This window comes from Leptothoe sp. LEGE 181152 (assembly GCF_032906605.1).
Lineage (GTDB): Bacteria > Cyanobacteriota > Cyanobacteriia > Phormidesmidales > Phormidesmidaceae > Leptothoe > Leptothoe turfae.
This window is the reverse complement of the sequence record NZ_JASATU010000058.1, coordinates 387,404-400,912: the sequence shown is the minus strand read 5'-3', so window position 1 is coordinate 400,912 and position 13,509 is coordinate 387,404. Positions and strand designations below refer to the sequence as shown.

Sequence of the window (13,509 nt, the reverse complement as noted above, 5' to 3'; positions counted from 1 at the left end):
GCTAGACTGAAAAAGAAGAAAAAAGCAGCTTAACGTTGATTGCTTGCACTCATGTTGCCCGGTGACAACACACTCTGCAATCGGCAGAGATAGAAGCTCTTGCCTCTTTTTTTGTTAAAAGTCCAATAAGGCCCTGACCGCCTAGTTTTGGGAGTATTGCGTTCAGAGTGTTGAAGTTTGGTGGGTGGATGTCACTCAAAATTCAACACTCAGCACTCAAAATTATTCATTCACAGCGGCAAACACGGCTGAATAATCTTGGTCAGCTAGTCCTTTGTCTACGGCTTGTTGCACCATATGAGCCACACTTTTGGCGACGTCGGCGTTAAAGGTGTCGGCAGCTTGCACAAACAGGTTCATGTCTTTGAGTAGATGCTTGCTGGGGAAATTGGGATTGGCAAAATTGCGATCGCACATACGTCCTAATTTTTTGTCAAAGGTGGGAGCGTAGAGTGCACTTTGTCGCACAATGGCCATGAATTTCTCAACGTCGATGCTTTCTTGCTGGACCAGTCCTAAACTCATGGAGAAGGCAGTGGTCAGGGTGCCAATCAGCTGGTTCATAGCCAGTTTGACACCACTGCCTGCACCCACTGGACCCATTAACTGAGGTTCTGGCCCAAAACATGCCAAAATGGGTCGCCATTGAGCAAATTGCTCTGGGGTGGCCCCTACCATCACAATTAAAGTGCCTGCTTTGGCTTCGGGGATGCTGCCGAGAACAGGCGCTTCGAAATAATCGCCACCAGCCGCTTGGACGGCTTGGGCAATGGCTTTACTTTCTTGAGGGGCGATGGTTCCCATTTGTAACACTGTTTTGCCCGTTAGCTCTGCCTTAGCTTCTGGACTTAAGAGGGTGGTCTCGATGGCGGCAGCATTGGTCAACATCAGGATAATCAGTTGGGAAGCTGCGATCGCACTAGCAGGATTTTCTGCCTGTTTAACCCCTGTTGCTAACAGTCCCTCTAACTTATGAGCACTGCGGTTCCACGCATATACTTGATATCCAGCTGATTGGAGCAGCTGTGCCATGGGGGTACCCATCAACCCTGTACCTAGAAACCCAATGTTCAATTTAATTTCCTCTCTGTCAGTATGTTTGAATTCCAGCTGTCCTGGGGTAACCCTAGTAACCTGTAAAACTAAGAAGCGATAGTGTTGCTGCTTGTCCTGTGGAAGTTGGCTAATGTCTTTTCACTGGAAATCGGGAGACGCACAAAGCCAAAGGGGCCTTCGTCGCAACCCAATCACTGTATGTATAAATCTTATATGTCCACTTTTTATTGTTCTCGTATCGTAGGTCGCTTAGTTGTATCGTTAAGTGTTTCGGCGGCCCTAATTTTGACTAGCTGTACTCCTCGTGAAGACTGTTCCTTAATTAATGGAGCGCTAGCAGAGGGCAACTTACGTATTCAAGAAATCAATGAAGGCAATCTGGGCGGCTCGGACTACAACCAGGGCATTGAGCGTCAGATTGGCCGCATTTACTATGATGTGTCCCAGGTACTTGATAGTCTGCTGATCTCAAATCGCAAGTTGCAAACGATTCAGTTCCAGCTTGTTGAGGTATATCAGCAAGCTTCGGACTATCGCTATCAAGCGGCGGAGTTGATAGCTAGCAACCCTGACCCTAACGATCAGATTAAAACCGATGTGCGTACACTACAGCTAGATTCTGAAGCGCAGGTGGGAGCAGTGACGGAAAATCTACGTAAACAATGCCCGCTCCGTTAGTAAAACTGTAGAGCGGGCAGCGAGTCAAATAATTTGTGACTGATTGTTTTGGCTATTTATTCGTTATTTAGCTGCGGTGGCTAGGAACTGAATATTGGAGAAGTTGAACTCCATGTCGCCCTCATCATCAGATGCGATCGCACGACGAGTCAAGATAAAGTAATCACCTACTTTGTCGTACTCGTCGGTAAATTCGCTACGCCCTTTTTTCTGCTCTCCAGTTTTTGGGTCGTGGTATACCGAATCATAGGTATGGGATAAGTAGCCGGCACCAGTGTCGTGAGTGCTAAAGGTGTTAATAGTAACGACTACGCCGTGAATGTGGCGATGAACTAGCACCACCTCATTATCAAGAACCTTGTACTTATCACCAGTGGATTTTCCTTCGACCAGGATCTCCACAGCTCCACGCTCATCAGTGTCACCCATGGCAAATGTATTTTTTCCATGGGTATCTTCAAACTCACGGCGTACTCGATGAATGGCAACCTCCCAGAGTTGCCCTTTAACCAGCTTCAGCGCTGCCTCATCCTCAATATCAAAAACCTCAGCTGACAGGTCGGGATTCACTCGAGCTTTCCCAATATAGGTTTGCTCACCATGCTTAAATTCGACATCTGTAGTGTAGCCAGGGAAGTTTCCATCCCAGGTGTAGCGGTTTTCGTAGGCGGCACGCATGATATCGCGCGCAGAAAGCTGTACAGCAGTCATGGGCACTTATTGGATTACATCTATCCTTTACTTTAGTCAGTTTTTTATCCCTTGGGCAGATAGTATATATATCGACTGTCAATAGCGATGATTCCGCCGATGGGAATCATCGTCACAACATATACTCAAAAGATTACTCGTGCACATTACCCCACAGCTCTCCTAAACGCTGATCACGACCACAACCAAGGCGATATAACCGATAGCGAGCTGGATGAGTCTGATAATAATTCTGGTGGTAATCTTCTGCCGGATAAAACGTATCTGCTGGTAGCAAGTCAGTGGCAATGGGTTGATCAAATAAATGACTCACTGCTTCTTTTGACGTTTCAGCAAGCTGTCGCTGAATTTCATTGTTATAAAAAATGATCGATCGATATTGGCTACCTTTGTCGCAAAACTGCCCTTGGCTATCCAGGGGATCTACATTTCGCCAAAAGGTATCTAAAAGTGTTTCATAGCTGATGATATCGGGGTCATACTTAATCTGTACAACCTCTGCATGGCCTGTTATCCCTGAGGAAACCTGACGATAGCTAGGGTTTTCAACTGTGCCTCCCATGTAGCCTGAGGTGGTATCTGTGACCCCTTGTAGCTCATCAAAGGGATGCTCCATACACCAAAAACAGCCCCCTGCAAATGTTGCTTGGGCCGTTTCTGCTACGGCTGTAGAGGCTCCTAGACACCATATGCACCCTATTAGCACACTCAGAAATCCTTGTTGTAGCAACCGTCTCAACGGCCATTTCTTGAAAATGCTGTGCATCATTAAAGTGTACCTCTGCCAGTGATTAGATGCTGGGAATAACAATGGCTCCCAGCATAAATGACAATGAAGCTAGTAGCCAATAGTCAACATACCGTTTGTTCATAAGTCTGATTTTTTGGCCCATCATGTCCAGTTTCTATTGCCTCTTTCTAGCCGACATTGATTGTTGCAGGTTGGTGAGACCTTTCAAATATAGACCCTAGGGTTCAATGCCTGCTTCATCATTCCCCAAGACGCTGTTTTCATCCGGTAATGTAGCTGAGTTGGCCATGATCACGCCGGGTGTCATGAGGGTCGTGAGCTGCATAATAGAGAGATGATTCAATTCAGAGTTTGGATGTCTGCGTCTAAAGTCTAAGATTTGAGAGGTCATTGTCAGATGATCTGTCCCTGTGATGCCCCAGCGTTGAGGTAGTTGCGGGCTGATTGTGTTGCCTGCTCTACTCCACTGCTGGGTGGATAGCGGTGTCATGATTCCGGGTGCGGTGCGACTCTGCCAGGTCATTGTTAACTGGTGGCGTACCAAGGAAGCTGTCATACCTGCCATTACTGCTAGTGGTAATAGAACAGCTACACTGCGATTTCGCCATTGCTGATAAATGGCAGTACGTTTACTCAGTTGTATAAATTTTTGAGCCAATGTAGAAAGCTCTTGCCCATGTACCAATAAGAACTGACTAATATCGTTTAAGTACTTTTGCCCTAATAGATAGTCAGAGCATTTTAATTCCCCACGGGAGTGCCATATCCATGCACGGGTTTCAAGGTCCCGCTGCTGACGTAACGCAGGACGATCAGCCTGTAGCCACTGTCGTAGTAGATGCCAGTCTGATACCAAAGATTTATGGGCTAGTTCAATCCTTTCGTCGGATGTTATTCCCTGTTCACACCAGTGAGCGATGATGCTCATGTCTGAGCGGTTGGAATGATGATTAGCTTGCCAAGCTGCTGTTGCAATGGTCTGACCGTTTGTTTGTGCTGCCAAGTGTGGTTTATCTGAGACTACGAGCCGGGCAGCTACTAACTTCTGCAACATTCGCTCAACCATCACTGCGGAAAATTGTGGATTGATCAGCTCAGATTTGCGAACGGAACGACCCTGATCCAGCCGACCGTCCCCTAAATCACATAGAGCAATAAAAATACGTTTTGCGATCGCTTGTTCATTTGCTGGTAAGGATTCATAAAAAGTTGTTGCTCTGTTCGTGAGCATTTGCGATAAACGCCCTAACTTCATATAGCTATCTACTGAGAGACAAGGACCGCCTTTGCTATAGGACATAGGGGTCCGATGTTGCCAAAGTTCATATAGAATACTTTGTAGCAAGGCTAGTTCACCGGGAGCTCCAGTGAGATCTAACGTTAAATGATGTACTAAATGAGGGTCTATTTTGAGCCCCAGCTTCTCAGCAGGTTTCTCAATCACACTTCGGATTGCTTGGTAATTCATCGGCTTGATGACAACCTGATTATTTTCGATTAGCGAAAACATCTCGCTATGGCATGTCAGATGGTCGAGAGCATCTGAACGGATGCCAATAACAACGCCTAAGGCTATGGATGAACAACGCAATGCGGTGACTAAAACTTCCATAACCTGAGCACGTTCTTGTTGAACTAGGGGATCAGTCGTTGGCATTAATAGCTCTTCAAACTGATCAATAACGAGCCATAACTTAGTGCCAGTAGGTTGTTTTAGTAATGCAGCAGTAGCTAAGTTAATCAGACCACTGGATTCATGACGCAGAAGTTCTTCTGCTTGCCATAATTGTTTAGCCACATCTATTTCCCGACTGCCGAGTGTGAACGCGGTTGCTAAAGTTTTCAATGGCGTTGTCCCAAGATTGACATAGCGTATAAGCCAATTATCGCTGCCCAAAATATCATTACCTGCTGACAATCTGGGAATTAATCCTGCTCGCAGGAGTGATGTTTTTCCACTACCTGATGCTCCTACTACGGCACAGACATTGGTTTGTTGGAGTGACTGAAGAAGTTCTTGTATCAACTCGTCGCGACCAAAATAATACTCAGCATGTTTCTCTTCAAAGGGATGTGGACCTCGGTAGGGACAAAAGTTAAAACTATACTGTTTGAGGCGAGAGATAATTGAGATGTTCTCTGATGTAGATGTTGAGAGCTCTGTGTGTTGGGTAATAACAATTTCACTGCCTCCCTGTTCAAAGAGGGGTTGTTGCAGCTCGCCACTTAGTTGATTAGTGATAGATGCAACTAAGTCAGTACTTGTGACCCGACCACTATTAGAATTTTGAGGCCGTAGGCTAGAGATAACTGCCTGGGTGAGCACACTATAATCGCTACTTAATGACTCATAAGCTTCCTCATACTCACGGGATGCTGCTATAAAGAGATAACTCTGACCATCACAGCCTTGCCATGCTTCATCTTTTAGTGAAAGAAACTCACCACTATGACAACAATCTAAAATAATGATGATTTGTCTGATAGGGCTATGTTTAATAAGTCGGCGCAGCCAGGACAATGATATGCCACTATTATTTGAATTGTTTGGCTGAGTTTCACTAGTGGCGAGATATCCCTCTCGTATACCTATTTCACGCTGAAGCCCATGGCCTGAAAAATAAAAAAAGACAGCTTCGGGAATATGATTGCCTTTGGGCAGTAGAAGTCTAACTAAGCTATTTTCTAATTGTTGTGTAGATACTAATGTTTGTTGGCCTACTTTGGGACGCTGATTTTGTATGATTTCCGGTAACCTACGTACACGGAAATTACCATGGTTCTCCAACAAGTTAGCGATGCCTTCTGCATCTTTAGCTGCTGCTGTGAGTCTAGGTAATGTCTGGTATTGATTAATGCCGACAATAAGTGCGTCCCGTGACATGACCGGTACATTCCAATAAATATTTAGGTGGCGTCATGATTTTCTACTGTGCAGAAGACTATGGCTGCCAGATGGATTTTCATATATCTTGAGAGAAAAACACAAGCAAATGAGTTTTCTGGAGCAAGACATGAAAGCATCAGATCGTTTTGATGCTCGTTTCAGATATAAACAATATTTTCAGAGCTAGCTCGAAAAACACTTGGGTAGTTGAGCAACAACTGATGCCAGTAGGCTTTGAATATGATTGTTTTCATACTCAACATACTAGAAGTTTTTGCGGACAGTCGAGAGGGGTGAGACCCTCCTGTCGGTAATATCAAAGAGAATTAATGTGTTGTGCTTTATGGGTTATCCATAAAAACTCGTAGGAACTTCATTGAAACACTGATTATGGTTGATATATTGATTATGGTTAGACGTATGTTTACTCAAAGTAACAACAAAATTTGCTAGTAAAAATCAGTGAATTAAAGGTTTACTTTGTCCACAGCAAACAAAAAAAAGGTGCCAATCGATCATCATTAATTTATATCGGCCAGTCGGCGGATATTTTTGAATAAGACTCCGTAAGACTATGCAAGATTCCGTTTGGTTGTGTCGGTGATGACCGATATAAACCTTTGTTTAATAGGGGTTCTACTGATCTGTCTGAATGAAGTCTAAAAATATATAGCGTTTTTAATATCATTAACGATGGTGTCACTGCTCATGTCTCATGCACTGACACTATCAAAATCTGTTGATATCAGGGTTAGACATGTCTATATATTGATTTGCTTGAGCTATAACCTGTGGTGTAATTATCTTTGATTACAAAGAAAAAATCTAAGGTTGTGAATCTGCTCAATATGAAGAGTCTAGACAGAATCGCGTAGAGTTTGGGGGTTTATCTATCAGTAGTAATGATACTTAGGAGTTTTTATACTCAGCAATTTAAGGAGATCTACTAAACTGGTTGTTTGTGCTTTAGCTATTTTGAAAAAATATAGCGTTTCTCTATCTGATAGAGCATGGAATTAAGGCTGAAAAGCTTGCTAATAAAAGATTCTAATGTTCTTTGTTTGCGTGGGAACGTTGTCAAAAGTATTCTCTATGGAGTCTTTATAGGTATAAGCCTTAGCCTAGTTGAGCGATATCAGAACTTAGAAATATCTTCCTGAAAAGCGTTGCCTTGCCTTTTACTATGGATCAGCAAAATAGCTTAATTCACAATTATAAGGAACAAACTAATGCACCTCAAAATCTAAAGGAACAGCATCAATGAATATGATGAGATTTTGGGGGAAGGACAGTGCAGAATAAGAGAGGGTTCTTGTTTGCTGAATGCTAGCTTGTCAATGGGCGAGACCTTTAATAAGCGCTTGTGTGACTATGTTAAACCGTTGATTCCCCATGAATGTAAGGTTTGCATTTCAATATTGTTCAACTCTAGGAACTTTGCGTGCCTGCATCCTTCAAGGATAAATAATGGGTGGTTTTGAGAATTATTTATCTTAACAGTTAAGGTCTCGAAAAGTATTAACTCAAACTATTGAAATTGGTCTTAGGGGCTTAACTTAAGCATCAGGGTGCTGCTGAACTACCTTAATCGAAAACTCAATTCATACGTTTATTTAGGATAGTTTCATATGTCACAAGAGATTCTGGAGGCTGCTATAGATGCGGTTAGGGTCGGACAGTTTCAAGCAGGTATTAGTGGCTTGAGGCATGTTGCGTCTCAAGTGCGTCCACCGGATAAGCTATATTATTCGGCAAATATTTGGTTGGTCAGAGCCTATAAAGAGAGTGGTCAACTGCCACAGGCCATTAAACTCTGCCGTCAGTTGGCGACGAGTTCTCATCCCAGAGTTCAAGTTTGGGCTCAGCAGGCTTTGCCGGTTTTGCGACAACCGTCAAACATTTCTAGTCGTCTAGATATTTTCTAGAAACTCTAAAGAAATTGGCAATCCTTAACTCGAATCTTTGATTTAATATCTCTATTGCGGCTATGCCATGCTGGAAGACGTCGTGGCAATCGCTGTCCAGGTAAACTAGGCTAGCGCATGCATACTTTAGAAGATCGTTTAGGGATGTAATCAGGGGTTGCCATGTATCTGCTGTCGGTTACCCTTACTAATTTTAAGACTCATCGCGATCGCAACTTTGAGTTCCAGCTAGGGACCAATGCCATCTGTGGGGTCAACGGTGCGGGTAAGACTAGTATTTTAGAAGCGATTGCTTGGACCCTATTTAACTATCGAGGGAACTATAAGCAAGAGGACTTGATTCGGAATGGCAGTGGTAGTGCGCAGGTTAGAGTCGCGTTTGTTTCTGGCCATGATGGCCGTACCTACGAAGTAGAGCGTTGTACTAGCCGAGGCTATACCCTATACGATCCCCAGCTTGGGGAACGCTTAAATTATAGTCGCATTAAAGATGAGGTAGAACCCTGGCTCAAGCAGCATTTAGGCGTACCGATCGGAACAGAGTTGGGGCAACTTTTTGCTAATACGGTTGGGGTCCCCCAAGGGACTTTTACCGCTGATTTTTTGCTGAGTACTGAGAAGCGTAAACCTATTTTTGATAATGTTCTCAAGGTAGAGGAATACCGCCGGGTTCATAAAGATTCTAACGCTCTGCGGCGGTATGCTGAGGCTCAAGTAGATTTGCTTAAACATCAGCTACAACAGTATGAGGAGCAACTCCAGTCTTTGGATACGCTACAGACTCGCTATGATGGTGTTGCCGAAGAGATTGCTCTTGATGAGCAACAGCTGGTTAATTTACAGCAGGATCTGACGAAACTCCAGGCAAAGAAAGAGGCCTTAACTAGGCAAGCTCAAAAAGTGCAGACTTTACAGCAACAGCAACAGCAACTAGTGTTGCAGCTAGAGGCAAAGCAGCAAGCCCAGCAAGTGATGGAGCAGGCTCAGCTAAGAGCACAACAGGCAACAGAACTATGTCAAGCCCATGCTGAAGCTTATCGATGTTATCTGGCGGTAGAAAATATTCTTAAGACGTTAACCCAGAGAAATAAGCAGTATCAGCAATTATTACAGCAACAGCAGTCCCAACAACGTAGCTTAGATCAGCAAGCAGCTACCATGGCAGGACTTAAAGTGAAACTGGAACAACGTAGTCAGCTTCAAACTCAGGCAGCTAATGTAGCCCAACCATGTCAGCAACAAGATGAGCTAGAGGCTGAACGCCAGGGGGTGATTCAGCAACAACAAGTTTTGGGTAAGTTGCAGCTGCGTTGTCACAGTTTGAAAGAGCGTTTGTCTAGAAACCAGCGGGATGTTCAACAGGTGCAATATGAACGTAAGGCTCTTGATGCACTACAAGACAGTGTAGAGACAATTTCTAGTTTGGAGCAACAGCAACAACGTTGGCAGCAACAGCTGAGCCGAGTTGAGGCCGCTCAACAGTTTGAAGCAGAGCTTCAACAACTGGTTGTTACCCATCGTTCTCAAGCTATAGACTATGGTCAACAAACGATGGCTGCCTTGGCGTCCTTAGAACAGTTGCAACAAAGTTTACCCCTGCTGTCTAATGATGTATTTGAGCAGTTAGAAGCTGCGATCTCAACTGGACAATCTCTTAGTCAGACTACTCTGTCAACCCTAGAGAATATTCTCAATGATCTCTCGGGACAAGTGGACACTGAACAGCTGACTCGTAAATTAATGTCTGTACAGACACAGTTAAACAAAGCTTATGGCCATAAAGCGCAGCTGAGTCATCGCCCACGTCTACAACAAAAATATGCAGAACTGCTCGAGCAACAAAGCCAACTTCAAAACGATATTCTCCAGCTTGAACAACAGCTGACACAAACGGAGCAGCTTGAGCAGCAGTTAAGTGAGATAGATAAAACTTTGGATGCTCTCGGTGATCCGAAAGGACGGCGGCGGCTTTTACAAGAACAGCTTCAGGCAATGGAAAATGTTGAGGCTGACTATGGGCGTCTCACTGCCCAGCATCAAATTTGGGAAAAGCAGCTTGCTGAACTGACTACTCAGCTTTCTGACTTTACTGACCTCGATCAAGAAATTGCCCAGCAGCAGCAGTTGCGCCAGGAGTATCAACCGGGCTATCTGATCTATATTCAAAATGAAAAAGATGCCCAATTGTTAGAACAGCGGACCGCTGATGTAGCAGCCACTCATCAGTTGGTTGTGGAATTAAGCCAGCACCGTGAACGTCTTGTTGATCAGCTGAGTCGTCTCTTGGATGAGTTAGACCCAGCAACATTACAACTGGTAGACCAACGGTATGGGGAGGTGAAGTCTCAGTGCGATCTCATCACGGGCAGTCTGCCTCAGCAACGCAAGCTCCAGGCTGAACTGACCGATCAACTTGAGAGTTTGCGAAAAGTAAAAGAAAAGCGAGATCAGACTCAGCTCGACCTGAAACAAAAGGAGCGTACCAAACGCTTTATTAACTTCGCTCGAAAAGCATATAAAGAAGCCGGACCCCGCATCACTGAACGTTATGTAAAGGGCATCTCCCAGGAGGCAGATCGGCTATTTCGCGATCTGCTCAATCGACCCAACGTCTCATTAGAATGGACACGGGACTATGAAATCGTGGTTCAGGAAGGTAGCAATACGCGTCGGTTTATTAACCTGTCTGGTGGAGAGCAAATGTGTGCCGCTCTAGCTGTGCGTTTAGCCTTGCTAAAGGTCCTTGCTGATATTGATATTGCCTTTTTTGATGAACCGACTACTAATATGGATCGCTCCCGACGTGAGAGCCTGGCTGAGGCGATTGCGCGGTTGAAGGCATTCAAGCAGTTATTCGTGATCAGCCATGACGATACCTTTGAAAAGGTAACCGAGAATGTCATTGTTGTTGAACGAGAAGATTAGCCCGAACGGTTGGTCAAACGTTTTACCATGGTGTCTTTAAGGGTTGAGGGGAGGGGCAGCCACTCAACTAAGATAACCCAAAGGTTTCCCATGCCAACCCTCCATATCTAGGATCTAGATCTAAGGCCGGGTTCCAATCACTGCTCCCTAGATATAAGCTTTTATCAATCTAATTCATTGATTTATTAAGCATTCCGAAAGGTAGAGCTGCAAGGGCAATTTGCCTGAATATCAGCATTTAAGCAACGTGAGATTTTACTGGACTTGATGTGTAATCAGTGGGTGAAAACAGCAAATGAAAACCTCTGTATTGCCTTGCATGTAAATCTTCCACAGGAATTTTATCCAAAAGGTAAATCCGTCTTGGATTTGTAGGCTTATAAGTTAAGCTTTTCACTCCAATTCAAATTAATAAACGAAACAAATAGTGGAGTCATTTCAATTTATTGGTAGACTTTAATCAATGAAAATTAGGAGTTTCATTTATCAGAGTCAATTCTCCCTTGGTAGCCTAACCATTGAGTCTGATTTTCTGAGGCAGTGCAAACAATAGCTTTCTTTGGGAGGCATCAGGCAAGCTTGCTGATTTCAGAACCAATGGTAGGCAACTGGTAGTCTTGGTTGGACTAATAGGTGCTTCAAAATGCAAATTACAAATAAGATACATTTCCGAAATTTACGCGGTGACCTCTTTGGGGGTGTCACCGCTGCTGTGATTGCGTTACCCATGGCCCTAGCCTTTGGTGTTGCCTCAGGTGCTGGTGCGGCATCAGGTTTATGGGGGGCTGTATTAGTAGGTTTTTTTGCGGCTTTATTTGGTGGTACACCCACGCTGATTTCTGAGCCCACTGGCCCTATGACAGTTGTTATGACAGCTGTGATTGCCCATCTAGTGGCTGCTGATCCTGACAACGGTATGGCGATGGCCTTTACCGTCGTCATGATGGCCGGCGTATTCCAAATTATTTTTGGCGCTTTGCGGCTTGGTAAATATGTCACGATGATGCCTTACACAGTGATATCGGGCTTTATGTCTGGTATCGGCATCATTCTGGTGATTTTGCAGCTAGCGCCATTTTTGGGCCAAGCGAGTCCTAGTGGCGGTGTTGTCGGTACGCTACAGGCGATTCCGGAACTGTTAGTCAATATTCAACCGGAAGAGACAATGCTGGCGGCTGTCTCTGTTGCCATTATTTTGTTCATGCCTGCTCGCCTTAAACGGTTGGTCCCCCCTCAACTAGTTGCATTAATAGGTGGCACAATTCTCTCATTAGTCTTATTTCCTGACTTAGACATTCGTCGCATTGGCGAGATTCCTATGGGTTTCCCGCAAATGCAGGTGCCTACCTTCAGTGCTGATCAGCTGCAACTCATGTTTGTTGATGCAGCTGTGCTTGGTATGTTGGGCTGTATTGATGCACTTTTGACTTCTGTCGTTGCTGATAGTCTTACTCGGACTGACCATAACTCTAATAAGGAATTGATTGGTCAAGGTATCGGGAACCTGATGTCGGGACTGTTCGGTGGTATTGCTGGTGCAGGGGCTACCATGGGAACCGTTGTGAATATCCAAACGGGTGGTCGTACAGCCCTTTCTGGCTTGACTCGTGCGTTTGTTCTGCTGGTTGTTATTCTGGGGGCTGCTAATTTAGCTGCAACAATTCCCCTGGCGGTGCTTGCAGGTATTGCTCTCAAAGTCGGTATTGACATTATTGACTGGGGTTTTCTCAAACGAGCGCATCAAATTTCTGTCAAAGGTGCGCTGATTATGTATGGCGTTATTCTGCTGACGGTTTTGGTGGACTTGATTGCAGCTGTTGGTATTGGCGTGTTTGTTGCCAATATTCTCACTATTGATCGCATGAGTCAGCTCCGTTCTGAATCAGTTCGAGCAATTACTGATGCGGATGATGCGATTCGGTTAAATTCTGAGGAAAAACGTTGGTTAGATGAGGGCAATGGTCGCGTGCTGTTATTCCAGCTCAGTGGCCCTATGATCTTTGGGGTTGCAAAAGCGATTTCCCGAGAACATAACGCCATTGGTGAGTATGATGCAGTTGTCTTTGATGTAAACGATGTGCCTCATTTAGGCGTTACAGCATCTCTAGCCTTAGAAAGTGCTATCGAAGAAGCTGTTGAAAAGGGTCGCTCTGTTTATATTGTAGGGGCTGCTGGCCAAACTAAGCGTCGTTTAGCGTCACTGAAGGTTTTTAATCTAATGCCTGCTAACAATCTGTATACAGATCGTACTGAAGCTTTAAGACAAGCTGTTCTTCAAATCTATCCAACGTCCCCAGAAGTGACTGTGTCTGTGGACGCCTCTTCCAAAACCTGAAACCAAATCATGTAAGGGCTATGCAACCTGTTTTGTGGCTGTTACTTGCTCTCGGCATGACTGCTTTAGGTTACCGCTTACGCCATCGTGATGAAGTTTATGCGCTCGCGCTCTATATCGTTGCCTTGCTGAGTGGGCTTTGGGGATTTTCCTTAGTGCCTAGTACGGTGCAACTGACAATGGGGGCTATTGCCATTGGTTGGTTACAAATGAGTAGTCGGCGTAATTAGAGGCTTGTTGT

At 44.7% G+C, this 13,509-nt stretch carries 9 protein-coding genes; 5 read left to right on the top strand and 4 right to left on the bottom strand.

Annotated features, from left to right (window positions below; translation table 11 throughout):
• Nucleotides 1-222: 222 nt before the first annotated feature.
• Nucleotides 223-1,074, bottom strand: a complete 852-nt coding sequence (locus tag QGP82_RS27440; protein WP_499061598.1) for an NAD(P)-dependent oxidoreductase — start codon at nt 1,072-1,074, stop codon at nt 223-225.
• A gap of 195 nt (nt 1,075-1,269) precedes the next feature.
• On the opposite strand from QGP82_RS27440, the gene QGP82_RS27435 reads away from it, so the two are divergent.
• The gene (locus QGP82_RS27435; RefSeq protein ID WP_499061597.1) at nt 1,270-1,734 is read left to right on the top strand and encodes a hypothetical protein; all 465 of its coding nucleotides are present in this window, start codon (nt 1,270-1,272) and stop codon (nt 1,732-1,734) included.
• A 63-nt stretch (nt 1,735-1,797) separates the two neighbouring features.
• Here the strand turns inward: QGP82_RS27435 and QGP82_RS27430 are convergent, their stop codons facing one another.
• The 3 genes from QGP82_RS27430 to QGP82_RS27420 all read right to left on the bottom strand — a co-directional run bounded on the left by QGP82_RS27430 (nt 1,798) and on the right by QGP82_RS27420 (nt 6,080).
• Complete coding sequence (locus tag QGP82_RS27430) at nt 1,798-2,445, bottom strand: DUF3386 domain-containing protein (protein WP_163659894.1); 648 nt, start codon at nt 2,443-2,445, stop codon at nt 1,798-1,800.
• A gap of 133 nt (nt 2,446-2,578) precedes the next feature.
• Complete coding sequence (gene msrA / locus QGP82_RS27425; protein ID WP_499061603.1) at nt 2,579-3,211, bottom strand: peptide-methionine (S)-S-oxide reductase MsrA; 633 nt, start codon at nt 3,209-3,211, stop codon at nt 2,579-2,581.
• 202 nt (nt 3,212-3,413) lie between these two features.
• Nucleotides 3,414-6,080: an nSTAND1 domain-containing NTPase gene (locus QGP82_RS27420; RefSeq protein ID WP_499061596.1), complete on the bottom strand. Its 2,667-nt coding sequence runs from the start codon at nt 6,078-6,080 to the stop codon at nt 3,414-3,416.
• Nucleotides 6,081-7,711: 1,631 nt separating this feature from the next.
• Between QGP82_RS27420 and QGP82_RS27415 the strand changes: the two genes are divergently transcribed.
• The 4 genes from QGP82_RS27415 to QGP82_RS27400 all read left to right on the top strand — a co-directional run bounded on the left by QGP82_RS27415 (nt 7,712) and on the right by QGP82_RS27400 (nt 13,498).
• Nucleotides 7,712-8,008 carry a hypothetical protein gene (locus QGP82_RS27415; protein WP_163659889.1) on the top strand — a complete coding sequence of 99 codons (297 nt, stop codon included), beginning with the start codon at nt 7,712-7,714 and terminating at the stop codon, nt 8,006-8,008.
• A gap of 162 nt (nt 8,009-8,170) precedes the next feature.
• Nucleotides 8,171-10,933: an AAA family ATPase gene (locus tag QGP82_RS27410; RefSeq protein ID WP_163659887.1), complete on the top strand. Its 2,763-nt coding sequence runs from the start codon at nt 8,171-8,173 to the stop codon at nt 10,931-10,933.
• Between the two features lie 643 nt (nt 10,934-11,576).
• Nucleotides 11,577-13,268 (top strand): bicarbonate transporter BicA, encoded by a 1,692-nt coding sequence (bicA, locus tag QGP82_RS27405; RefSeq protein ID WP_163659885.1) that lies wholly within the window; start codon nt 11,577-11,579, stop codon nt 13,266-13,268.
• A gap of 20 nt (nt 13,269-13,288) precedes the next feature.
• Complete coding sequence (locus QGP82_RS27400) at nt 13,289-13,498, top strand: hypothetical protein (protein WP_163659883.1); 210 nt, start codon at nt 13,289-13,291, stop codon at nt 13,496-13,498.
• Nucleotides 13,499-13,509: the final 11 nt, after the last annotated feature.